Source organism: Amycolatopsis sp. NPDC089917 (genome assembly GCF_040684635.1).
Classification (GTDB): Bacteria; Actinomycetota; Actinomycetes; order Mycobacteriales; family Pseudonocardiaceae; genus Amycolatopsis.
Genome location: NZ_JBFBGL010000002.1, coordinates 14,259 through 35,767 on the forward strand (window position 1 = coordinate 14,259; position 21,509 = coordinate 35,767).

Genomic DNA, 21,509 nt, shown 5'->3' on the forward strand with positions numbered 1-21,509 from the left:
GCTTGACGACAGCTACTTTGCTCGCTTTCACGGCCGCGGCCGCGGTCATCGTCATCGTGCCGGGGCCGGATCAGGCGTTGCTGCTCCAGACGAGTGCCGCCGCCGGACGTCCGGCGGCGGTGCGCACCGCGGGCGGTGTCCTGCTCGGCATCGTCCTGTGGGGCGTCGCGTCGGTCGCGGGGCTGGCCGCGCTGCTGGCCAACGGCAGCGTGGCCTTCCGGATCGTGACCGTGATCGGCGCGGCCTACCTGATCTGGCTCGGGATCACGGCCTTGCGGTCGGCGGTGACGGCGGCCGCGTCCGCGCCGGAACACGAAGATCGCGGGAGCAAGGGCTTCTTCCTGCGTGGGCTGCTCGTGAATTGCCTGAACCCGAAGATCGGCCTGTTCTACCTGTCGATACTTCCGCAGTTCCTCCCGGGCTCGGCCGCGTCGGCCCTGGGCGCGGAACTCGTGCTCTTCGCCATCTACGTCACGGTGAGCGCCCTGTGGTTGTTCGGGTTCGCGTTCGCGGCCGGAAGTCTCCACCCGTTCCTGAACCGGCCGCGGGTCAAACGATCGTTGGATTCGGTGGTGGGCGTGATCTTGCTGGGACTCGGAGTCGTGGCCTTGGTGGGAGTGTGACGGTGTGGTCGTACAACAAGAAGAATCGGCGCTGTGGCAGGAGAAGTTCGTCGAAACCGGCAGCGAGGTGGGGCGTGCCGTCGACGCTGTCGAACGGGCTCGGGGCGTGTTGCGGATGTCCGGTGATCCGCTGATGGCCGCGGTCGACAGCGCCCTCACCTGTGCCGTGTCGCTGATCGAACTTCGGCAGCGCGGAACGCAATGCGACATCGACACGCTTCACAACGCGCTGGACGCTGCCCGTGCACTGGTGGGCGAAGTGACCTTCGCCGTGCGGGACAGCTATCCGGGTTCGGGTTCTTGACGAACGGGTTGTGAAGCTCCTCTGAAGTGTGATGGCCCTTCCCTCGCGGGAAGGGCCATCACGTGCCGAGAAGGTCAGTGATCCCAGCGAATACCGGCAGGCGGAAAGCAGGATTCCGTATCGATCCGAGGCGGTCGCCGACCATGCGATCGTCGATCGGACACCATTCCTCGAAACAGGGAGCGAAACAGGCTCAGGCCACCGCAAGCTTCGAACTGAGCGGGCCGCCGGAAGACTTCCGATGAGGGCGATCAAGCAGCCGGATGCTCTCGCAGGGTCTCCGAAGGCTTCATTCGTGGCGCCGGCTAGCCCCGAGCGACCTCGGCGGTGTGCGGGGGTGTAGCGCTCACCCGCCACCTGGCTGCTCAGCGGGTCGAGCGCGGCCAGCGCTTCGGCGTCCAGGACGAGCTCCAGCGCGGCCGCGTTCTGCTCCAGCCGGCCCGGGCTGCGGGAGCCCGGAATGGTCGCCACCGCCACCCCGAGCCGCTCGGCCTGGGCGTACACCCAGGCCAGCGCCACCTGGGCCGGGGTGGCACCGAGCCGGTCGGCCACCTCGCGCACGGTCCGCGCGATCTTCTCGTCGGCTTCGCCCGCCTCGCCGGTGAAGCGGGGGTTGGTGCGCCGGAAGTCCTTCTCTCCCAGCGTGGAGCGGTCCAGGGTGCCGGTCAGGAACCCTCGCCCCAACGGCGAGTACGACGGCATCGAGGTGACCAAGCTCCTCGCAGGGCGGGGCGTCCCGGACCCGATCGAGGTAGTCGTGATCACGACATTCGACCTCGACGAGTACATCCATGGCGCGCTCCGGGCCGGCGCCCGAGGCTTTCTGCTCAAGGACGCCGGGACGGCGCTGCTCGTCCAGGCCGTCCATGCAGCCGCCGCCGGCGATGCCCTGATCGCGCCGAACATCACCCGGCGACTGCTGGCCACGCTCGCCGCCAGGGAACCGTCGAGCCGGCGGACCCAACCGATCGAGCCGCTCACCGAACGCGAGGAGGAGGTGCTGATGCTGGTCGCCCGCGGCCGCACGAACGCCGAGATCGCCGCCGAGCTCTTCATCGGCTTGACGACCGCCAAGACCCACGTCGCCAGCCTGCTGGCCAAAATCGGCGCCCGGAACAGGGTCGAGATCGCGATGTGGGCGTACGACACCGGCCGGGCGGGGGACCCGCGGCCGGGCACGGAGGACTCGATGTGCCGAGACCGCTATCGGCGGGCGGGACGTCCGAGCGCGTGAAAACTCCAGCCCGCCTCGTGCCACCGCCTCGCGTCCAGGGTGTTGCGGCCGTCTATGACCTGGCGTGCGGCGACCACGGCGCCGATCACCGCCGGGTCGAGTTCGCGGAACTCCGGCCATTCGGTGAGATGCAGGAGCACGTCGGCGCCGATCGCCGACTCCAGCGCGGAACTCGCGAAGGTGAGGTTCGGAAAACTCTTGTACGCGTTGTCCGCGGCCTTCGGGTCGTACACGGTCACCTCGGCGCCCTGGAGCTGGATGGAAGCGGCGACGCTGAGCGCGGGTGAATCGCGGATGTCGTCCGAGCCGGGTTTGAACGCCGCGCCCCAGGCGGCCACCCGTTTGCCGCGGAAGGAACCGCCGCATCTTTCGCGGGTGAGGTCGACCATCCGGCGCCGTCGGCGGAGATTGACGGCGTCGACCTCGCGCAGGAAACCCAAGGTGTGACCGACGCCGAGTTCGCCGGCGCGGACCTGGAAAGCCCGGAGGTCCTTGGGCAGGCAGCCGCCGCCGAAACCCAGGCCGGGCAGCAGGTACTGTCCGCCGATGCGCGGATCGTGGGCGAGCGCGCGGGCCAGGTGGGTGACGTCGGCGCCGGTGCTCTCACAGACCTCGGCCATGGCGTTGATGAACGAGATCTTGGTGGCCAGGAACGCGTTGGCGGACACTTTGACCAGTTCCGCCGTGGGAAGATCGGTGACCACCAAGGGGACGCCGCGGTCGAGGGGGATCCGGTACACCTCGCGCAGCAGCGATTCGGCACGCGGCGAACTCACACCGAAGACGAGCCGCGCGGGGTCGAGCGTGTCGCCGATGGCGAACCCCTCGCGCAGGAATTCCGGATTCCAAGCCAGTTCGACGTGCGCGCCGGCGGGCGCGTTCTCTTTCAGGCGGTGAGCGAGCCGCTCCGCGGTCCCGACCGGGACCGTCGATTTCCCGACCACCAGGCTCGGCCCGCGCAGAACGACGGCCAAGCGATCGATCGCCTCGTCGAGGAAACGGAGATCGGCCGCCCTGTCCGTCTTCTTCTCCGGCGTTCCGACGCAGAGGAAATGCAGGGTGAGCGCGTCGGCGGTGAACCTTTGGACATCGCTGTACGAGGAAGTGAATCTGAGCCTGCCGGATTTCAGATGACGGCGGACGAGACGCTCGAGGCCCGGCTCGTAGAACGGGGGTGTGCCGGCGGAGAGCGCGGAAATCTTCTCCGGATCGGTGTCCATGCCGAGGACATCGAATCCCATTTCGGCCATGCAGGCCGCGTGCGTGGCACCCAGATAGCCGGTCCCGAGAACGGTTATTCGCATGACTGATATCCCCTCGGTGGCTTGGGTTGCCGGTCCGATATTGCTTCGTTCCGCTTGCCGGGGTCAAGCCGTAATTCGCCGATGATCAACCATTTTTCACTGTTCCACACGACTTCCACAGGTCATCCACAAATGTCCCACAGAGAAGCACCGGTGAACGTCGACGGTCGCGGAAAGGCTCTACGATCCGGTGCTGTGCCCGACGATCGAGTAGTGGATTTCAGCCTTCCTGACGGCCTCTTGCCCGCCGACGGCAGATTCGGCTGTGGCCCGGCGAAAGTGCGACCCGAACAACTGGACGCGCTCGCCTCGCGCGGCGCGGGCTTCCTGGGGACCTCGTACCGGCGGGGCTCGGTGCGCGCGTTGCTCGGCAGGGTCCGCGCCGGCCTGCGGGAGCTGTTCGCCCTGCCCGAGGAGTACCAGGTGGTGCTCGGCAACGGCGGTGGCACGGCCTTCTGGAACATCGCCACCCACGGACTCATCCGGCACCGCGCCCAGCACCTGTCCTTCGGCGAGTTCTCCGGCCGGTTCACCTCGGTCGACAGGGGCACGCCCTGGCTCGCCGAGCCTTCGGTGATCGAGAGCCCGCCGGGAACCCACCCGGAGCCGCGCGCCGAGCCGGACGTCGACGCCTACGCGCTCACGCAGAACGAGACCTCGACCGGCGTGGCCATGCCGATCCGGCGAGTGCCCGGCGCCGAGGGCCTGGTGCTGGTCGACGGGACCAGCGCCGCGGGCGGCATGCTCGTGCGGCCGGAAGAATTCGACGTCTACTACTTCGCTCCACAGAAGTGCTTCGGCGCCGACGGCGGACTGTGGATCGCGCTGATGTCCCCGGCGGCGGTGGCCCGCGCCGAGGAGATCGCGGCGAGCGGTCGTTATCTCCCCGAGTTTTTCAGCCTGCCCGCCGCTCTCGAGCATTCGGCGCGGGACCTCACTTTCAATACCCCCTCGGTGGCGTCGCTGTTCTTGTTCGCCGAGCAGATCGACTGGCTGCTCGGTCTCGGCGGGCTCGCCGGCGCCGCGGCCAAAGCGGCGAAAACGGCTGAGCTGGTCTACGGCTGGGCCGAGGATTCGCCCTACGCGACGCCGTTCGTCGCCGACCCGGCCCAGCGCTCGCCGGTGGTCGCGACCGTCGAGTTCGCCGGACACGTCGACGCGGCGGCCATGGTCGCTGGGCTGCGAGCGCACGGAATCCTCGACCTGGAGCCCCATCGCAGCTTCGGCTGGAACCAGATCCGCGTCGGCATGTTCCCGGCGATCGACATCGCCGACGCCGAAGCGCTCCTGTCCTGTATCGACCACGCCGTCGCACTGCTCGGCGACACCGCCGGGCGAGGAAGGAGAGCCAATGCCTGAAGCACCTACCGCGGTGGTGATCGGCGCCGGGATCGTCGGCGCGTCCATCGCGCACAGCCTGGTCCAGCGAGGATGGTCGGTCACCGTCGTCGAGCAGTACACGCCGGGACACGTGCGGGGCTCCAGCCACGACACCTCCCGGGTACTGCGGCTGTCGTACGGCGGAGGTCGCGACATCGACGCCTGGTACACCCGCCGCGCCTGGCGGGCCAGGGAACTGTGGCAGGAGATCGGGGCGGAGGAGGGAATCGACCTCTTTCACAACGTCGGCGTCGTGTGGTTCGCCCGAGGGGACGCCGAATTCGAGGAACAGAGCGCCCGCGGTCTCGAAACGCTGGGACTGCCGGTCGAGCGGCTCGAACCCGAAGCCGCCCGCGACTTCTTCCCCGACGTGCGTTGCGACGACCTCGAATTCGTGCTCCACGAGCCGAGCAGCGGGGTGTTGCGGGCCCGGCTGGGCGTACTGACCCTGATGCGCCGGACACTGCGGGCGGGAGCCCGGCTGCGCGTCGCCCTCGCCCGGCCGGACTCACGGGGCCGGGCGATCGTGGACGGCGAGGTGCTGCCCGCCGACCGCACGATCTGGGCCTGCGGCCCGTGGCTGGGCCGCTGGTTTCCGCAGCTGGTGGACATCGAGTCCATCCGGCAGAACGTCTTCTACTTCGGCGTCGAACCGCGGTGGCGCACGCCGGGCTTGCCGGTGTGGGTCGATGGCGGCGCGTACGGGGCCGGGGATGTCGACGACAGCGGTTTCAAGGTCGGTGGTGCGCTCGGAGCCGCACCGGTCATCGATCCCGACCTGGCCGACCGCCGTCCCGATCCGGAGGCGGAGAAGGCCGCCCGCTGGGCGCTGGGGCACCGGTTCCCGGCGTTGGCGGAGGCGCCGCTGGTGTCCCGACACGTCTGCCAATACGAACTGACCGCCGATCAGCACTTCCTGCTCGCCCCGGTGCCCGGTTCGGAGGGTGCCTGGCTGGCCGGAGGGGGCGGGCACGCGTTCAAGTTCGGGCCCGCTTTCGGCGAGTACACCGTCGACCTGATCGAGGGCGGCGAGCAACCGCTGCCCGAGTTCGGGCTGGGACCGCGGGAACGGTTCCAGAGCAAGGAGAACACGACACCGGGACAACTGGCTCGCCTGCACCGCTGAGTCTCCCGGTCCGGAAAACCCTGATGAAGGAGAGAGAGCATGTTGTACGAAGCCGAGCGGCAGCTGCTGGTGGAAAGCATCAACGACATGGCCCGCTGGGGTTTGATCGAGACCACCGGCGGCGGTTTGAGCGTGCGGGCCGACAACGGTGACATCATCGTCACCGCCACCGGTTCGGCCTTCGCGCGCTGGAAGGTCACACCACGCGACATGACGGTGATCTCGGCGACCGGCGAGCTGCGGGAACGCACCGGAGGGGTGGCGCCGGTGGGCGCGCTGATCCACATGGCCGCCTACGAGATGTTCCCGGACTGCCGGGCGATCGTGCACGCGCACAGCGCCTACGTGCTCGCGTTCGCCTCACTGGGCATGGGCATCCCGTCCTGCGTCAACCAGCTCGACACCCTGGGCGAGGTGCCCTGCCTGATCGCCGACGACACCGCGGTCAAGGGCGGGGTGCTCAGCGGGGAGTCGGAGCGGCCTGAGGTCGAACTGCCCGACGGCATCGCCCAGCGGCCGGAGATCGCGGCCGTGGACACCTATCAGCTCATACCGCAACTGAAGGAGAAGCTGGGCCCGCGGGCGGACGAACTCAAGCGGCACGGCCTCGCGTGTGTCCTGTATCGCCATGGCGCCTTCACCTTCGCCCGTGGCCTGACCGAAGCGGTGGAGAACCTGGCCAGAGTCGAGATGAGCGCGCGGACGGCGGTCTTCCAGGCGATCCTGCGCGGCGGGCTCGCCGGGATCGAACCCAACCTGCTCTTCCCGAAACCGGGACTGTCGGTCGAACAGCAGCTCGCGGATGTCTGACGGCTCCGCCGAGAGCGCGTACTACGCGCAACTCGCCCGGACCAGGGGAGCGGCCGGAGCGGTGCAGCTCGACGGCGCCGGCCGCGTACTCCTGGTCCGGCCCGGGTACCAGCCGGTCTGGGACCTGCCGGGAGGCGTGATCGAGGCAGGTGAGTCCCCGATGACGGCGTGCGTCCGCGAAGTACGGGAGGAACTGGGCTTCACACCGGTGCTCGAACGGCTGGTCGGGGTGGTGTGGTTCCCGCCCCGGCCGCGCCGTGCGGCGTCCAACCTGTTCGTGTTCGCCGGCCGCCTGTCCGAGACCGTGAGGGCGTCGATCGAGCCGGATCCCGGCGAGATCGCCGAATTCGGCTTCTTCCCGGTGTCGGACCTGCCGGAGGTGGAACCGCACACCGAACGCCGGGTCCGCTCGTGCGTCGAGGGCTATCTCGGCGGCGAAACGGTCTACTACGAAGAATCCACGAAACCTACCTGGTACGGCGATTCCGGGGAGGCGAAGGAATGAAGCCCCGTGCACCGGTCGACACCGTGCTGCTGGACGCCGGGGGTGTACTGATCATGCCCGCCGCCGAGGCCGTGCTCCGGAGTCTGCGGGACGCCGGGGCGCGGGCCGACCTGGCCCTGATCGACCGCGCCCATTACGCGGCCACCGCGGTGAACGATCGGTTCCCGCCGCGGAACCGTTTGTCGTACCTGAAGGCGTTCGCCCAGGCGTGCGGGGTCCACCCCGACCGGGCGGAGCGGGTGATCTCCGAACTTTCCACCGCCTACGATGGTCCTAAGTGGACTCGCCAACTCTCCGGGGCCGCGAAGTCGTTACGCACTTTGAGTTTGGTGCCGGTCTCGCTCGGAGTGGTGTCCAATTCGATCGGGGTGGTGGCCGAGCAGCTGCGGGGGGCGGGTATCTGCCAGGTGGGGCCCGGCGCCGGGACCCCGGTGTCCCTCGTGATCGACTCCGCGCTGGTCGGCGTCGCGAAACCGGATCCCAGGATCTTCCACCTCGCGTTGCGGGAAATGGGCGCCGAGCCGGAACGGACCGTCTACGTCGGTGACACCGCCCGGATCGATGTCGACGGCGCGCTCGCCGCCGGCATCCGGCCCTTGCACCTCGACCCGCATCGTGACTGTCCCGATCCGCCGGGGAGGCACGAACATCTGCGCGGTCTCGGCGACCTGGCCGCGTGGGTGCGCGCTCATGGGCACTGACGACGTCCGCGCACCGAACCGCTGGGTGCTGCTCACGGTGAGCCTGATCGCCTGGGCCGTCGGTGCCACCGCGGTGTTTCACCTTTCTTTGGTGCTGCCCGCTTTGCGTACCGCGACCGGAATGTCGCTGGCGCTGGGGGGCGCGCTGGTCGGGGTCGCCAACGGCGGGCTGACAGTTGCCATGCTGGGCTGGGGTGTGGTCGCCGACCGCTTCGGTGAACGCCGCGCCATGGCGTGCGGACTGGCCCTGTGCGCTCTGTTCCTCTGCGTGGCCGCGGCCACCGACAGCGTCGTGGCCCTGTTCGCCGTTTTCTCTCTCGTCGGGATGACCGCGAGTTCGGTGTACGCGCCGAGCGGGCAGGCGGTGGTGCGGCGGTTCCCCGCCCGGCAGCGGGCCTTGGCCCTCGGTCTGACCCAGACCGCGACACCGCTCAGTTCGGCGGTGGCAGCGGCGATCGTGCCGGGGGTCGCGGCCCGCTACGGCCTGGCGGCCGTCTGGCTCGGGATGGCCGGGCTCTGCCTGCTGGCCTCAGTGCTGGTGGTGCTGTTCGGCCGGCAGCCGCGGCCGGCCGCGAGCCCGGCGGACACGGTGTCCGGCGGATCGGGGAAGGTGCCGTGGCGGCGGATCTATGGGGCCTGCGCGGTGCTGATACTGCCGCAGTCGGCGCTGCTCACGTTCAGCGTCAGCTATCTCGTCGACGATCGGGGCTGGCACCCGGTCCAGGCGGGATGGCTGCTCGGCGGGGCACTCCTGCTCACCACGCTCACCCGGCCGCTGGCCGGCCACCTCGCGGACCGCCTCGGCGCTCCGATGGGAGTGATGCGGATCTTCGCCTTCGGCAACGCCGTCGTGCTGGCGCTCGTCGTGATCGGCGCGGTGACCGGGACCTGGCTGGGCACGGTGATGGTGCTCTTCGCCTGCGTCTCGACGGTCACCGGCTATGGGCTGGCCTCCACGGCCGTCGCCGGATTCGCCGCGCGGGCCCGGCTGGGACGGGCGCTGGGGGTGCAACACACCTTGCAGAGCCTGGTGACCACTTTCGGCCCGGTGGTGTTGAGCGCCGTCATCGGCAGAGCCGGATACGCGGGGGCGTTCGCCGTGATCACCATCGCTCCGCTCGCCGGCGGGGCGCTGCTGCCGGTGACGGCCGAACGGGCAGGTCAGTCCCGCCAGCAGTGTTCGAGTACTTCGGTGGACGGCGCGTCGGCGAGGATGGCCTGGTGGACTCGACGCAGATAGGTGGAGGGTTCCACCCCGGTCTGCGAGACCAGGGTCCGCCGCGCGTCCAGATAGGCGCCCAGCGCCTCGCCTTTACGCCCGGATCTGTACAGCGCGAACATGTACTGCGACCAAGTGAGTTCCGAGATCGGGGAAGTCGTGACCAGCTCGCGCAGTTCACCCACCACCTCCTTGTGCAGCCCCATCCGGAGCCGTGCCTGGATGAGGTCGTTCAGCACGTCGATCCGGCGCCCTTCCAAAGCGGTGATGGGCGCCGCCAGCGCGGGGGTGACGCGGACGTCTTCGAGTGGTTTTCCACGCCACAGAGCCAAAGCGCTGCTCAGGCAGTCGACGGCGAGTTCGTGTTCGGATCGCCGCAGCGCGGCCCGGCCCTGTGTCGCGAGCCTGTCGAAGACGGACAGGTCGAGTTCGTCGGAGCGCACACGCAGCAGGTACCCGGGCATCCTGGTGATCAGCCTGTCCCGGCCGGCGTCGCCGGCGGACTCGAGCAATCGGCGGAGACCGGCGACATAGCTGTAGACGTTCGCCGTCGCCGAGCGCGGAGCCGGGCCGTCCCACAGCATCCCGGTGAGCCGGTTCACCGAGACGATATGGTTGGCGTTGAGCAGTAATACACTCAGCAGTGCTCGTTGTTTCGGTGTGCCAAGGCCACCCGCCCGAGTCGTCGGGCCGGCTTCGACGGGACCCAGAACACGGAAATCCATTGGTCATGCCCCCCATGCCCCCGGGAACCGCCCGGGGATCGAACTGGCGACTGCGCGTCCACGTTGTGACACTTTGTGCCAGAGTGTCACAACGTGGGGGTTCGTGCAACGCGCCCGAACTGCCGTTTTCAACCGAATGGGCCTTGACCGCGCGGTGTGCCGCGCGTTCACGGCGTAGTCGGCACTTTCTCGCCGAGTATACCCCCGGGATTCGGAGTCGGAATACATTTCGGGGCCGTTCTGGATGACGTAAGCTGACCATCGGGGCTATTCATTGCGAAATCTTCTTCGCGGAAGGCGTGTCATGATCTTCACCGATGAGGAACTCCTGCGGATCCCGCAGGATCGGATGGCGGCCGCATATATGGAGTACAGGCGGTCCGGATATGAGTTCGTGTATCGCGCGGCCTTGGAGAACGGCGTGCTCGGCGAACTCGTCACGCCGGGGACCGTAGCGCAATTCGTGGTCAGACATGGTGTCGTGCCGGGAAAGACGGTGGTGGCAGAGCTGCTTCTCGAAGCGCTGAACAGGTGTGGAGCGGTTCGCCGCGTCGGCGATCGGCCCGCGCGTTTCGCCGCGGTGACCGATTATGTTCCACCGCGATCGATCGACGATGAGCTGATCCGTTTGGCCACCGGGAAACCGAGTTACCGGGAACTCGGCTACAGCGGGAGTTTCGGTCGTGTGGTGGCGTCGCTGACCTGTGAAGGAAAGCAGGCACTGTCAGGTTTCGACGCCTCGAACGCCGATCTCTGGGATCAGGGAATGCAGCTTCCGTATTATCGGTACGCGCGATTGTGCGCGGTGCGCACCCTCGTTTCCGCCGGTGTCGATTTACTCGATCTGGCTTCCGGAACCGGATTGGGGTTGCTGGAACTCGCGCGTCACGCGATCGGCGGATCCCAGGGCCGGTTCGTCGGGGTGGAGGTCAGTCCCGATTTCGTCCGGGTCTCAGCAGAACGAATCGCCGGTACCCCTCGGATCCGCGTCGTCCAAGGGGATCTGGAACACCCCCTCGCGCTTCCCGGAGCGCGGCGTTTCGACGGTGCGATGCTGGTCGGCGCCTACCACTATCTGCGGGATTCGGCGCCGTTGTGGCAGAGCCTGGCGCGGCTGGTGCGGGCCGGTGGCGTGGTGTGCCTGGCGATGGCGTACTTCCGCACCGGCAGCTATGACCAGGAGCTGGTCGATCTCCGTTACGCGCAAAGGCATCCGGTCGCGCGTCCGCGCACCCGCGCGCAGGTGATCGCCGAGGCGGGGGCGGCGGGTTTCGAGCTGGAGCGCGAATTCTGGTTCGGCTGCTTCGGCTGGCTCGCCTTCCGCGGGACGGCCGCTCAGAACGCGTAGGGCAGCGCCTCGTGGCCGAATTCCAGGTAGGCCACCCGGCCCGTGTCACGCGCCCGGCGGCAGGCCTCGATCCGCCGGGCGATGTGCGGGGCCATCAGTTCCCGGAACCCGAGCGTGTCGACGAACCGGCAGTCCGACAGCTCGTCGGCGGGAAGCCGGATCGCGGGGACCAGCTCGTCCGGGATCCGGCCGTCGAAGACGAACACGTTCGCGTCGTCGCGGCCGTCCCGCGGCGGTATCCAGTCGACCCCGGCGAGTGGGCCGAGCACCGGGGCGATCCCGAGTTCCTCAAGCAATTCCCGCTCGCACGCCGTGAGCGGCGACTCGCCCTCCTCGATCACCCCGCCGGGCAGGCCCCAGCCCGGTTTGTAAGTGGGTTTGACGACGAGAATGCGCCCGCGGTCGTCGAAGAGCATGCCCGCGGACGCACCTCTGGTGCCCGGCCGCGTGCTCAGCGGCTGCTGCCCGAGTAGACGCCGTCCGACCAGGTGGCGCCGGGGTGGTGCACCGCGTCGGGTTTGATCCCGCTGATCCCGCCGTGAAGGGTGGCCTGGAACAAAGCGGTCCGGGCGCTGACCTCGATCCGCGTCAGGTTCTCGACGGCCTCGTCCAGGTGGCGGGCGAAGACGAAGACGCCGTGGCGGTAGACCACGAAGCCGAGGCCGTGCCGGTTCAGTTCGGCGGCGCGGGGGCCGAAATGCTCCAGCATCTGCGGGTTCACCGTGTGAACGTAGCCCGCGATCACGTCCGGGCGCGACCCCATGCATTCGGCGACGTCGATGGTCACCCGTCCGGCGAGGACGTCCTCCTTGACCGAGGGATCATCGGAGGAGAAGCAGGGCACCTCGCCCATCGTGTCGAGCTTGTTGGTGCAGGAAGGCACGCCGAGCCCGAGCGAGGCGAACGCCAGGCTGTACGGCGCGTGGGAGTGCACGATCGCGTTGCAGTCCGGGAATTCCCGGTAGATCGCCAGATGCAGTGGCGCGTCCGGGGGCGCCAGATCAGTGGCGCGTTCGACGATCGCGCCCTCGGGGCTGTAGACCATCAGGTTGCGGGCGGTGATATCCCATCGGACGAACGCGGAACTCGCGGTGGTGCTGACGATGTTCCCGGTGCCGGCCCGGACGCTGACCGAACCGCCCGCCGGGTCCAGGGTCCCCCAGCGGGTCATGTCGCTGACGGCCCGGATGATGTGGTTGCGTTCGGCTTCGTGACCCATCTGGTGATCCTTTCGATCTATGCCGTCCGGTCAGGTACCGGCGGCCGCGGGAGGTTCCGGTTCCCCGCCCGAACCTCCCGCGCGAGCCGGGCGTAGGCGAGGAAACAGCGGGTCTGGGAGAACGATCGGGCGTTGATCCGGGCGCGGCAGCCGAGGGCTTCGAGCCTGCTCTCCGACCATCCGGCGGCTTCGGCCAGCGCGGAGGCGAGCCCGGCGGGATCGTCGGCGGAATAGACGAGTCCGGTGACTCCGGGTATCACGAGCTCGGTGCTGCCGCCTCGATCCGGCACGATCTGCGGGATCCCGGCACCCCCGGCTTCGAGCACGGAACGGCCGAAACCTTCGATGTCGCACGCGGCGACGAGGACGTCGGTGGCGGCAGGCCAACGGTGGTCCGGGACCTCGCCCCGGAAGCGGATGTCGCGGCCGGGACGGAGCCCGTCGGCCAGCCGCCGCAGCTCCGGTAACGCTGAACCGGTCCCGTAGATGTCGAGGCACGCGTGCGCGGCGAGGTCGTCCGGTAACAGCGCGAAGGCCCGGATCACCTTGTCGATCAGTTTCCACGGCTCGGTTCGGGCGACCACGGCGAACCTGCGTGGCGACAACGGATCCCGCGGTCCCCGGTACAGGCCGAGGCGGACGGCGTTGTGAATGGTGATCGCTTCGACTGGTTTCGCGGACAGTTCCCTGATACTGCTCGTCGCGGCCCGGCTGACACCGACCCACCGGCTCGCGCGGGAGAGCACGTCCCAGTCGAGTTCGCCAGGGAGCCGGGGGACCAGCCGCCGTCGCCGAAGATCTACGGTGCGCAGACGCTGGTCCGCCACCAGGATTCCCCGCAATATCGAGACGACCGGCACGTGGAACGACTCCGCCGCGACGATGTCGACCATCGCCGTCCGGTGCGCCCCGATGAGCACCGTTCCGGCCGGATCCTCATCGAGTTCGGCGCACAGCGCCCGTTCGTAGGCGTCGTGATCCGCGACCTGCCGGACCCGGACGCCTCGCGGATCGGGCGCGGGCGCGCGGCCGCCGTTCCACCAGATGACGACGACCTCGATCCCCAAGAGCGCGCGGAGACCCCGGGCCAGCTCGACTGTCGATCGCTCCGCACCACCGGACGCCGTCGTCAGCCAGGTGAGCACCACACGCCGCAAAGGCGCTTGGCTCGCCGGTGATCGCGGAACCCATCGTGTGGCCATTGGGCTCACTCTGCCAACCGGATCCACAGCAGACCCACGCGAACACCACAAAGATCCTACAATTCTTGCAGGCGTTCGGTGTGTCCACCGTGGACCACAAGGGAACAGAGCACTGCCCGCCTGCTGCTCCGACCGGTACCGGTGCGGGAGCGGTCGCGATGAGGTTCTGTGCCACCGGCTCTTGAGACCTCGGTTGCGACCATGCTCCGGGTCGACTTTGACCGCCGGGCGGAAGAGGCCCGGCAGTCCGTGCGGGCGCTGGTGCGGTTGCCGAGGCGCGACACGATGCACGCGGGATCCGCCTGGAATGACGCACAGGGGCCTACCAGGCCGAGGTGGAAAGAAAAGTTGCGCTGTTCGCCGGTCACGCCGGAGGCACGGCTGCCGTTTTACTGCTCTCTGCAGGGGAATGACGTCAGTTTCGACAGGGAGGAACAGCGTGGTCAGCGAAAGGTGGACGTTCGCGCGGGCGGGGGTCGCGGCCGTGCTGCTCGCTTCGGTGATCTCGTGCGGGGTACCTCCGGCTACGCCGTCTGCTCCGGCGGGCAAGTCGGTCGCCGGGGAGGCGCCTGCGGTTCCCGTGGCCGAGGCACGGAAGCTGCTGGGCACGGTGCAGGTCGCGGTGCGCGGGGTGCTGGACGGGTATGACCGGGACAAGTTCCCGCACTGGAAGACCGTGTCCGGCCGCTGCAACGTCCGGGAGGAAGTGCTCAAACGCGCCGGCGAGAACGTCGAGGTCGACGCGGACTGCGCTCCGACGTCGGGGTCCTGGCACAGCCCTTACGACGGCGAGACGTGGCGGAAGGCCTCCGATGTCGATGTGGACCACGTGGTGCCTTTGGCTCATGCCTGGGTCAGTGGCGCGAAGTCGTGGGATCAGGCCAGGCGGGAACAGTTCGCCAACGACCTGACCCGTCCGCAGCTGCTGGTGGTGACCGACAACGTGAACCAGGAGAAGGGCGACAAGGCACCGGATGAGTGGAAGCCACCACTGGTGTCGTTCTGGTGTGCCTACGCGACCGCCTGGATCGTCGTCAAAGCCGGGTACGGCCTGTCGATCACCGTGCCGGAACGAACCGCGCTGGCGGGCATGCTCGACCGGTGCCGGTGAGATGATCTGCTCAGACGAGTCCCGGTCTCGGGAGAGGACCCCCGTCGGCTTGGGGGATCCCACGTAGTCCTGGGGCCGATGCCACGTGGATGAGGAGGCGTGACCATGAGGCGGCAGATGAGCCGGCGGATGGTGAGCATGGCGGTGGGTGAGTTGGTCAGTGTCGTGGTGTTCTTCGTCTTCTTCGGGCTGGCTGAGGTGCCACCGACGGCCGCGAACGTGTCGGGGTTCCTGCTCGCCGCGGTCATGCTGGTACAGGGCAGCGTCTACTGGATGGGTAAACGCCGCCAACTCGAAGGTCGCCGTGGCGCCGTTACCTTCGTGGTTCGCGTGTTGCGGGTGCTGGCGCCGGTGAACGTGGCGCTGATCGCGATCGGTGTCGTTCCGATCCTGATGGAGGCGCCGTCGGGATCGTCGGGTCGTTTCTGGCTGGGCGCCGCGTTGTGGCTCCTTGCCGTCGCCGAGTACGTCAACTATTTCCATGTTCAGCTGGCCTACGGGCGCCGGGCGGATCGCGTCTGGATCCTTCGCAATCGACGGCTCAGGAGATCTCATCTGGCTCGCGACATCTCGCGACTCCGATCTGCTGGGCAGGTTTGAATCTGGTCAGGGACGCAACAATTTGTCGTGCCGGTGGAGTTCTGTTCACCGGTTTCGCGATATGGTCACTCGTCAAGGGGTGATGAAATTTCGCGGATGATGTCGCGTGGTGGAACCTCCTCGGGGAGATGGAGTCCACGCCTGCCGACCATTCAGGGAACTTCACCCGGTTGCTTCGGAACGCGGCCTCTCGGGTGGCTGCGCCGCCGCCCGTCGCGCTGAGCCCGGATACCTGGCGCGGGGTGTGGGCAAGGCGGCGGGGATCGTGGCCGGAGTATTCACCTCCGAGGCCGTGAGCGACCATGTCCAGTCCTACGGTGGCGGTGACACCGACGCCAAGGTCGGCGGGGCCCTCGCCGCCGGCTCGGTCAACGGCGCCGTGGAGCACACCGTCGCCCACGGGACCGAATGGCTCCTCGACCGGTTCGACAAGCTTCCGCCGGAAGCGCAGGACCGTCTCATCGAGTTCCAGACCTAGTACTGACCCTCGGTCCGCTCGCGCGCCAACGGACTCCGCGTCGTGACAGCGGAGAACCTCGATACCGGCTCACCGGTTCTCTGAGGATTGGCGCTTCGCTCACCCGGGCGACCGGCCGATCACGGTCGTCGCGGGGGGATCCGGTGCTGCCGAGAGGGTTCTTGCGTCCTCTCGGGGAAAGCACTGATCACGACAGGAAACTCGAACCGTGGCCGACCGGGTGCCCGAGCCGCGGGCGCGCGCCCCGAGTCAGGTGTCGTCGCCGGAACCCGATCACCCCGGCCCGGGGGTGATGTGGAACCACGGGTCTTCGGTCTTGCACATCGGGGGCAGAGAAGCAACGAGCATTCGAGCGAATCGACTGTCCGTGGCGGATTCTTCGAAGGCGACTCAGGCTTTCACGAGGATTTAACCGGTCTTCTGTCTGCGCTCAATGACAAAGTGTGTTTGACAGAGTCTTTGCAATGCCTTTACTTTGGTGGGGCGATGATCAATCCGCATCGCGTTCCCCGAGCACCTCGGAGGCAGGGTATGAACGAACTGGTCAAGAAAATCGCCCAGGACGGTGTGTGGACCAAGTGGGTCGCCGCGAACTCGGCGCCGGCCGCGAACAAGGACGGCTGCATTTCGCGGGCCAAGGAGGGGTGCATTTCGCGCTCGCAGAGCCGCTCCTGACAGACTCCCGGGCCGGTGGCCGGCGATCGCGACGCGGTCGCCGGCCACCGGTGCGGCATCACACGACGGGTGACCATGACGAGCCAGTTCACGACCGACGTGGCCGAGATGATCGACCAGGTCCGCGATATCCCGCTCTACCGTGATTCCGTACGGACCGGGGATTTCCCGGTGCTGGAGAAGTCCGCCATCGCGGACGGGTTCCCGGACAACTGGATGACGCCGAAACTCAGGGCGGCGCTCGACTCGGGGGAAGCCGAGTTCGTGCTCTCCACGGGCACGAACCACGCGCGAATGCAGTTGATCCGGCCACCGTACTTCCTGCTCAAATCCTATTACCGGCTTTGGAGCGAGCATCCCGCGCTCGCGCGCACCTGGGAGCTCGGCTGTTCGAGGGTGTCGATCACCACGGTGCTCGCGACCGAACACGTGGCGAGGGTCAACGCCAAGGCCCGCGGTGAGACAGCCGCCGAGCACCCGGCCCTGGCCGATCGGCGCCTCGACGACCGCACCGTCTATCTGAACCAGACGCTGGATCCGGCGTTGTGGCGCCGATCCGACGTGGAGCGCATGCTCGACGAGATCGAGCAGACCCGGGCGGCCCATCCGGAGGGGCGTTACCACCTGGACTGTTCGAGTTATCACCTCGCGCACCTCGTGCTCAAGGCACGCGCGTGGGGCCTGGACGACCGGTTCCCCGAGCCGGACAGCATCATCCACGCCTACGAGTACACCCCGGACAACGTCTCCCGGTTCCTGCGCGCGCGGTTCGCCTGCCCGATCGTCGATCTGTTCGGCAGCACGGAACTGGGCTATCTGTATTACAGCGACGGTCAGGCCGCCTATCGTCCGTACCTCGACCAGATGAAGGTCGAGCTCATCCCGGTCGAAGAGGGCAGCACCCTGTTCAGCGTGATCGTCTCCAGCGTCCGCAATCCGTACATGCCGCTCATCCGCTATCGGTCCGGGGACTGCGCGCGAACCGTCGACGGCAGCCCCGACCCCACCCGGATTTCACGGTTCTGCGGCAGGGAGAAAGAACTCGTCCGGGTCGGCGGCACGCTCGTCTGCCACGGCGATCTCGACCGCTGGACAGGCGAATGCGCGCCTTCGATCTTCCTCTATCGGCTCCGCGTCGGTGAGGGCTCCGACGCGGAGCTGGAATACACCACGTTCGACGGGGAGCCGATCGACGCGGCGGTTTCCGCCACGCTCGTCGACGCCCTGTCGGAAAACCTGGAGCTCTCCGTGACGCCGATCTGGCGTGAACACATCCCGATCGGGAAATCGGGAAAGTATGCCTGGCTTCATCCCGAATCCCGAAACGCTTAGGAGAATCGTGCCCCTTGTCTCCGAGACCGACCTGCGTTCTCTGCTCGGTGAGTCGCTGTACACCGAGGTGGTCGAGTACTTCACCGTGAAGACCGGCGAACCGGTCGAGTACGTGGAACGCCAAACACTCGAATGTCTTCGCTACCTTTATCTGGTCTCCGCGCACCAGGACGAACTCGCGGGCCTGTTCCTGCCGGTCGAGCAGGAGATCGACGAGATCTGGCACTACCTGATCCTGCAGACCAGCGAGTACCGGGAACTGTGCGAGCGGCTTCCCGGGCGTTTCTTCATCGAGCATCGCAGCATCAGCTATGGCGAGTACCAGGAGGAACCGCCCCGAGAACAGGCGGCGGCCGAGGCCCTGCGCTGGATTCCCTTGTACGTCAGCGAATTCGGCCCGTTCGACGATGGCGCTCTGCCGCACTGGACGATGGTGCGGTTCCTCGTCGAGGAACTGGGCATGTCCCTGGAGCAGATCGCCGACCTGGAGTCGGCCACGGTCAGCTGAGGGCCTTGCCGCGGAAGACGTATGAAACCGCGACGCAGGTGAGCAGCTGGGCCACCAGGACGAAGCCGAAAGCCGTCGCGTGGCCGTGACTCAGCGCCACCGAGAACACGGTGCCGAGTACGGCCACACCGACGGCCATCGACCCCTGTTGCGTGGTCACCAGCACTCCGCCCCCGACACCCGCGTAGGCGCTGGGCACCGCGCCGAGCACCGAAATGTTCGCGGCGCCCACCACCAAGGCCTGCCCGAACCCGATCAGCGCCAGCCCCGGCAGCGCGGTCCACACCGCGCCACCCAGCCAGCCCAGCGGCAACGCGGCGAGCAGCCAGGCCACGCCGAGTGCCTGGACCAGCGCGCCACCGGGAACGACCTTGGCGCCGAATCCGGCGCGCAGCGACGGAACGGTGAACGAACCGATCAGGAACGCCAGCGACATCGGGACCACGGCGAGCCCCGCGGACAACGGGGAGAGGCCGAACCCGTGCTGCAACGTCAAAGGCAGGGCGAACAGGAAACCGCCCCACGCGGCGAGGAAGGGGCCGAGCATCAGCAGCCCGCCACGCACCCGCGGCTCGGTGAGGACGGCGGGCGGCAGGAGCGGCACCATGCCGGTCCCGGCCACCCGCTTCTCCGTGCGCCACAGGACGACGGCGGCCACCGGCGCCACCAGCAGCGGCACGATCACCCACCACGGCCAGCCGAGCACCGGGCCGCGGTTCACCGGCACGAGCACCAGCAGCACCAGCGCGCCGAGCAGCGCCGTACCCCTCAGGTCCACACCGACCGGGTGGTCCGACCTGGACTCGGGCACCAGCAACGAGGTCAACGCCGCGGCGGCCAGCCCGAGCGGCAGGTTGATCAGGAACAGCAGGCGCCAGGACATGCCCCAGAGATCCATCTGCAGGAGGACGCCCCCCAGGAGAAGCCCCAGGATCGCGGCCAGTCCGCTGACCGCGGCGTACCGGCTCATCGCGCGGGCCCGGCGTTCGGTGGCGACGGCCGCCTGGATGGTGCCGAGGACCTGAGGCGGGATCAGCGCCGCCGTGGCGCCTTGCGCGATCCGCGCGGCGACCAGCCACCCCGCCGACGGGGCGAGCGCGCACAACGCCGACGTGAGCACGAATCCCAGTAGCCCGAACACCAGCACCCGACGTCGCCCGAACGCGTCGCCGAGCCGTCCGCCGAGCACGAGCAGCAAGGTGAACGCGATGCCGTAGCCCGCGACGACCAGTTCGAGATCGGCGTTGCCCGCGCCGAGATCCCCGGCGATCGTCGGCAGCGCGACGTTGACGATGAAGGAGTCCATCATCGGCAGCAATGTGGCCAGCAGCACGACACCGAGCCCGAGGGAGGACAAGAGGGAATGTCCGGCGCGCCCGGGCGGAATGGTCGTCCGATCACTCATCGCGTCACCGGCCAGGCCCGCTTCCGCGGGAGAGGGCGAACCCGCGGTAGCCGTCCGCGGCCACGGAATCGCAGATGCGGCGGTAGACGTCGAGCCCGCCGGCGTACGGCATGAACACCCGCGCCTTGCCGTCGATGTTGGCACCGAGATAGTAGGAGTCGGTGTGCTGGTAGAGCGTCCGGCTCGCGGCCGCGGCCACCTGGCAGGCCCAGTCTTCCTGGGATTCCGGCTCGGCCTCCGCGACGAGCAGGTCCGCGGAGCGCAGGGTCACCAGCAGGTCTCTTACCCAGCCGACGTGGTGTTCGATCGCCCGGAGCATGTTCGACAACACCATCGTGCTGCCGGGACCGGTGATCGTGAACAGGTTCGGGAAGCCGGCGACCGCCAGGCCGAGATAGCTCTTCGGCCCTTTCTCCCACTCCCGGGTCAGCGACGAACCGTCCCGCCCGGTGATGTTCATCCGCGTGAGCGCACCGGTGAAGGCGTCGTACCCGGTGGCGAAGACCAGTACATCGAGTGGGAAGGTCTCGCCGGCGGTGCGGACCCCGCCCGCGATGATTTCCTCGATGGGCTCCGCGCGAAGGTCCACCAGCCGTACGTGGTCCCGGTTGAAGGTGGCGAAATAGTCGTCGCTGACGCAGAGCCGTTTCGTGCCGATGGGGTATCCCTTCGGCACGAGCCGTTCCGCGGTCTCGGGATCGGTCACCGTCGCGCGGATCTTGTCCCGGACGAAGTCGGCCAGCAGCGCGTTCGCTTCGAGATCGCGTCCGGTGTCGGTGAAGGCGGCCACGATGGACGTTCCGCCGAGGGCCCAGCGTTCCTCCAACACGGCCAGCCGGGTGGCGGGGCCGGTGTCCAGGATCGGTTTCCCGGTGCCCGGCACCACGTGCCCGAACCGGGTCGTGCTCGCGAGAGCCACTCGTTCGTCGTACTTCGCGGGCTCGGCGGCCTGCTCGGCTTCGGTCAGCGGGCGGTTTCCCGCGGGCACGCTGAAGTTCGGTGTCCGCTGGAAGACCACGACATCGGCGGCCTTCTCGGCGATCTCCGGGAGCACCTGGATCCCCGAAGATCCGGTGCCGATGATCCCGACGCGCTTGCCCGCGAGATCGACCGGTTCGTGTGGCCAGCGGCCGGTATGGAAGCTTTCGCCACGAAACCTCGAGATCCCCGGGATTTCCGGTGTGTGCGCGGCGGACATGCAGCCGACGGCGGTGACCAGGAAGCGGGTCCGCACCGTGTCTCCGTGCTCGGTGCGCACCGACCAGACGCCGGCCGAGTCCTGGAAGTCCGCGGCCACGACCCTGGTGCCGAACGTGATGAGCGGCAGCAGCCCGGCGCGGTCCGCGAAGTGCTCGGCGTAGCGCAAGATCTCCGGCTGGGCGGCGAACCGCTCGCTCCAGACCCAGTCGCGGTGCAGCGTCCGGTCATGGAGGAAGCAGTAGTCGACACTCTCGATGTCACACCGCGCGCCGGGATACCGGTTCCAGTACCAGGTTCCGCCGACACCGCTACCGGCTTCGTAGGCATGGCAACGGAAGCCTGCCTTTTTCAGCTCGGAAAGCAGGTGCAGCCCGGCGAATCCGGCGCCGATCACCAGGACGTCGTAGTCGATTCGCCCGCGGTCACCCAAGAGGTCCTCCTTCAAGCGCCTCCGGAGCGCCCTTGCCCTGTCGTCCTGGCCGACCCTACCGGTGAAAAGG

The 21,509-nt window shown here is 68.2% G+C and carries 23 protein-coding genes and 1 pseudogene; 16 read left to right on the top strand and 8 right to left on the bottom strand.

Annotated features, from left to right (window positions below; all coding sequences use genetic code 11):
• Positions 1 to 2 precede the first annotated feature (2 nt).
• Together AB0N89_RS02170 and AB0N89_RS02175 are read left to right on the top strand one after the other, a co-directional pair.
• Complete coding sequence (locus AB0N89_RS02170) at positions 3 to 623, top strand: LysE family translocator (protein WP_364199283.1); 621 nt, start codon at positions 3 to 5, stop codon at positions 621 to 623.
• 4 nt (positions 624 to 627) lie between these two features.
• Entirely contained in the window at positions 628 to 927 is a 300-nt protein-coding gene (locus AB0N89_RS02175; RefSeq protein ID WP_364199727.1) for a hypothetical protein, read from the top strand.
• 429 nt (positions 928 to 1,356) lie between these two features.
• On the opposite strand, the pseudogene AB0N89_RS02180 reads toward AB0N89_RS02175, so the two are convergent.
• A pseudogene (locus AB0N89_RS02180) lies at positions 1,357 to 1,611 on the bottom strand (aldo/keto reductase); the annotation flags it as partial.
• Here AB0N89_RS02180 and AB0N89_RS02185 point away from each other — a divergent pair.
• Entirely contained in the window at positions 1,499 to 2,161 is a 663-nt protein-coding gene (locus AB0N89_RS02185; RefSeq protein WP_364199723.1) for a response regulator transcription factor, read from the top strand. The pseudogene AB0N89_RS02180 and the gene AB0N89_RS02185 sit on opposite strands and share 113 nt — an antisense overlap.
• On the opposite strand, the gene AB0N89_RS02190 is transcribed toward AB0N89_RS02185, so the two are convergent.
• On the bottom strand, positions 2,131 to 3,465 hold the full coding sequence (locus tag AB0N89_RS02190; protein WP_364199285.1) for a UDP-glucose/GDP-mannose dehydrogenase family protein: 1,335 nt from the start codon (positions 3,463 to 3,465) through the stop codon (positions 2,131 to 2,133). The two genes, AB0N89_RS02185 and AB0N89_RS02190, sit on opposite strands and share 31 nt — an antisense overlap.
• A gap of 195 nt (positions 3,466 to 3,660) precedes the next feature.
• Here AB0N89_RS02190 and serC point away from each other — a divergent pair, with 195 nt between their 5' ends.
• The 6 genes from serC to AB0N89_RS02220 are packed head-to-tail and all read left to right on the top strand — an operon-like array spanning position 3,661 to position 9,227.
• Positions 3,661 to 4,824, top strand: coding sequence for a phosphoserine transaminase (serC, locus tag AB0N89_RS02195; protein WP_364199287.1), 1,164 nt, complete (start codon positions 3,661 to 3,663; stop codon positions 4,822 to 4,824).
• Positions 4,817 to 5,971, top strand: coding sequence for an FAD-dependent oxidoreductase (locus AB0N89_RS02200; protein WP_364199289.1), 1,155 nt, complete (start codon positions 4,817 to 4,819; stop codon positions 5,969 to 5,971). Before serC ends, AB0N89_RS02200 begins: the two co-directional genes overlap by 8 nt.
• Before the next feature lie 39 nt (positions 5,972 to 6,010).
• On the top strand, positions 6,011 to 6,781 hold the full coding sequence (locus AB0N89_RS02205; RefSeq protein ID WP_364199291.1) for a class II aldolase/adducin family protein: 771 nt from the start codon (positions 6,011 to 6,013) through the stop codon (positions 6,779 to 6,781).
• Positions 6,774 to 7,286 carry an NUDIX hydrolase gene (locus AB0N89_RS02210; protein ID WP_364199292.1) on the top strand — a complete coding sequence of 171 codons (513 nt, stop codon included), beginning with the start codon at positions 6,774 to 6,776 and terminating at the stop codon, positions 7,284 to 7,286. The genes AB0N89_RS02205 and AB0N89_RS02210 overlap by 8 nt, the downstream gene beginning before the upstream one ends.
• Entirely contained in the window at positions 7,283 to 7,987 is a 705-nt protein-coding gene (locus AB0N89_RS02215) for an HAD family hydrolase (RefSeq protein ID WP_364199294.1), read from the top strand. Before AB0N89_RS02210 ends, AB0N89_RS02215 begins: the two co-directional genes overlap by 4 nt.
• Positions 7,977 to 9,227 carry an MFS transporter gene (locus AB0N89_RS02220; RefSeq protein WP_364199295.1) on the top strand — a complete coding sequence of 417 codons (1,251 nt, stop codon included), beginning with the start codon at positions 7,977 to 7,979 and terminating at the stop codon, positions 9,225 to 9,227. The genes AB0N89_RS02215 and AB0N89_RS02220 overlap by 11 nt, the downstream gene beginning before the upstream one ends.
• Here the strand turns inward: AB0N89_RS02220 and AB0N89_RS02225 are convergent.
• Positions 9,149 to 9,931, bottom strand: coding sequence for an AfsR/SARP family transcriptional regulator (locus AB0N89_RS02225; protein ID WP_364199297.1), 783 nt, complete (start codon positions 9,929 to 9,931; stop codon positions 9,149 to 9,151). The two genes, AB0N89_RS02220 and AB0N89_RS02225, sit on opposite strands and share 79 nt — an antisense overlap.
• A gap of 304 nt (positions 9,932 to 10,235) precedes the next feature.
• On the opposite strand from AB0N89_RS02225, the gene AB0N89_RS02230 reads away from it, so the two are divergent.
• Positions 10,236 to 11,279, top strand: coding sequence for a class I SAM-dependent methyltransferase (locus AB0N89_RS02230; protein ID WP_364199299.1), 1,044 nt, complete (start codon positions 10,236 to 10,238; stop codon positions 11,277 to 11,279).
• Here AB0N89_RS02230 and AB0N89_RS02235 read toward each other — a convergent pair.
• The 3 genes from AB0N89_RS02235 to AB0N89_RS02245 are packed head-to-tail and all read right to left on the bottom strand — an operon-like array spanning position 11,267 to position 13,700.
• Complete coding sequence (locus tag AB0N89_RS02235) at positions 11,267 to 11,695, bottom strand: NUDIX domain-containing protein (protein ID WP_364199301.1); 429 nt, start codon at positions 11,693 to 11,695, stop codon at positions 11,267 to 11,269. The genes AB0N89_RS02230 and AB0N89_RS02235 overlap by 13 nt on opposite strands.
• A gap of 35 nt (positions 11,696 to 11,730) precedes the next feature.
• The gene (locus AB0N89_RS02240) at positions 11,731 to 12,498 is read right to left on the bottom strand and encodes a class II aldolase/adducin family protein (RefSeq protein WP_364199303.1); all 768 of its coding nucleotides are present in this window, start codon (positions 12,496 to 12,498) and stop codon (positions 11,731 to 11,733) included.
• A 17-nt stretch (positions 12,499 to 12,515) separates the two neighbouring features.
• Positions 12,516 to 13,700, bottom strand: a complete 1,185-nt coding sequence (locus tag AB0N89_RS02245) for a glycosyltransferase family 4 protein (protein ID WP_364199304.1) — start codon at positions 13,698 to 13,700, stop codon at positions 12,516 to 12,518.
• A 439-nt stretch (positions 13,701 to 14,139) separates the two neighbouring features.
• Between AB0N89_RS02245 and AB0N89_RS02250 the strand changes: the two genes are divergently transcribed.
• From AB0N89_RS02250 to AB0N89_RS02275, 6 genes are all read left to right on the top strand, one after another.
• Positions 14,140 to 14,811 (top strand): HNH endonuclease family protein, encoded by a 672-nt coding sequence (locus AB0N89_RS02250; RefSeq protein WP_364199306.1) that lies wholly within the window; start codon positions 14,140 to 14,142, stop codon positions 14,809 to 14,811.
• 105 nt (positions 14,812 to 14,916) lie between these two features.
• Complete coding sequence (locus tag AB0N89_RS02255; protein WP_364199308.1) at positions 14,917 to 15,411, top strand: hypothetical protein; 495 nt, start codon at positions 14,917 to 14,919, stop codon at positions 15,409 to 15,411.
• A 265-nt stretch (positions 15,412 to 15,676) separates the two neighbouring features.
• A complete protein-coding gene (locus tag AB0N89_RS02260) occupies positions 15,677 to 15,889 on the top strand; it encodes a hypothetical protein (RefSeq protein WP_364199310.1) in 213 nt (70 codons plus the stop codon).
• Positions 15,890 to 16,420: 531 nt separating this feature from the next.
• Positions 16,421 to 16,564, top strand: coding sequence for a hypothetical protein (locus AB0N89_RS02265; protein WP_364199312.1), 144 nt, complete (start codon positions 16,421 to 16,423; stop codon positions 16,562 to 16,564).
• Positions 16,565 to 16,639: 75 nt separating this feature from the next.
• Positions 16,640 to 17,896 carry a hypothetical protein gene (locus tag AB0N89_RS02270; RefSeq protein ID WP_364199314.1) on the top strand — a complete coding sequence of 419 codons (1,257 nt, stop codon included), beginning with the start codon at positions 16,640 to 16,642 and terminating at the stop codon, positions 17,894 to 17,896.
• A 7-nt stretch (positions 17,897 to 17,903) separates the two neighbouring features.
• Entirely contained in the window at positions 17,904 to 18,404 is a 501-nt protein-coding gene (locus AB0N89_RS02275) for a hypothetical protein (RefSeq protein WP_364199316.1), read from the top strand.
• On the opposite strand, the gene AB0N89_RS02280 is transcribed toward AB0N89_RS02275, so the two are convergent.
• Together AB0N89_RS02280 and AB0N89_RS02285 are read right to left on the bottom strand one after the other, a co-directional pair.
• Positions 18,397 to 19,809, bottom strand: coding sequence for an MFS transporter (locus AB0N89_RS02280; RefSeq protein ID WP_364199318.1), 1,413 nt, complete (start codon positions 19,807 to 19,809; stop codon positions 18,397 to 18,399). The two genes, AB0N89_RS02275 and AB0N89_RS02280, sit on opposite strands and share 8 nt — an antisense overlap.
• A gap of 4 nt (positions 19,810 to 19,813) precedes the next feature.
• The gene (locus AB0N89_RS02285; protein ID WP_364199319.1) at positions 19,814 to 21,439 is read right to left on the bottom strand and encodes an NAD(P)/FAD-dependent oxidoreductase; all 1,626 of its coding nucleotides are present in this window, start codon (positions 21,437 to 21,439) and stop codon (positions 19,814 to 19,816) included.
• Positions 21,440 to 21,509: the final 70 nt, after the last annotated feature.

Coding starts and splice junctions, on each gene's coding strand:
- AB0N89_RS02265 (WP_364199312.1), top strand. CDS start 16,421: ATGAACGAACTGGTCAAGAAAATCGCCCAGGACGGTGTGTGGACCAAG.
- AB0N89_RS02230 (WP_364199299.1), top strand. CDS start 10,236: ATGATCTTCACCGATGAGGAACTCCTGCGGATCCCGCAGGATCGGATG.
- AB0N89_RS02280 (WP_364199318.1), bottom strand. CDS start 19,809: ATGAGTGATCGGACGACCATTCCGCCCGGGCGCGCCGGACATTCCCTC.
- AB0N89_RS02200 (WP_364199289.1), top strand. CDS start 4,817: ATGCCTGAAGCACCTACCGCGGTGGTGATCGGCGCCGGGATCGTCGGC.
- AB0N89_RS02245 (WP_364199304.1), bottom strand. CDS start 13,700: ATGGCCACACGATGGGTTCCGCGATCACCGGCGAGCCAAGCGCCTTTG.
- AB0N89_RS02255 (WP_364199308.1), top strand. CDS start 14,917: ATGAGGCGGCAGATGAGCCGGCGGATGGTGAGCATGGCGGTGGGTGAG.
- AB0N89_RS02225 (WP_364199297.1), bottom strand. CDS start 9,931: ATGGATTTCCGTGTTCTGGGTCCCGTCGAAGCCGGCCCGACGACTCGG.
- AB0N89_RS02215 (WP_364199294.1), top strand. CDS start 7,283: ATGAAGCCCCGTGCACCGGTCGACACCGTGCTGCTGGACGCCGGGGGT.
- AB0N89_RS02220 (WP_364199295.1), top strand. CDS start 7,977: ATGGGCACTGACGACGTCCGCGCACCGAACCGCTGGGTGCTGCTCACG.
- AB0N89_RS02270 (WP_364199314.1), top strand. CDS start 16,640: ATGACGAGCCAGTTCACGACCGACGTGGCCGAGATGATCGACCAGGTC.
- AB0N89_RS02205 (WP_364199291.1), top strand. CDS start 6,011: ATGTTGTACGAAGCCGAGCGGCAGCTGCTGGTGGAAAGCATCAACGAC.
- AB0N89_RS02235 (WP_364199301.1), bottom strand. CDS start 11,695: ATGCTCTTCGACGACCGCGGGCGCATTCTCGTCGTCAAACCCACTTAC.
- AB0N89_RS02210 (WP_364199292.1), top strand. CDS start 6,774: ATGTCTGACGGCTCCGCCGAGAGCGCGTACTACGCGCAACTCGCCCGG.
- AB0N89_RS02190 (WP_364199285.1), bottom strand. CDS start 3,465: ATGCGAATAACCGTTCTCGGGACCGGCTATCTGGGTGCCACGCACGCG.
- AB0N89_RS02240 (WP_364199303.1), bottom strand. CDS start 12,498: ATGGGTCACGAAGCCGAACGCAACCACATCATCCGGGCCGTCAGCGAC.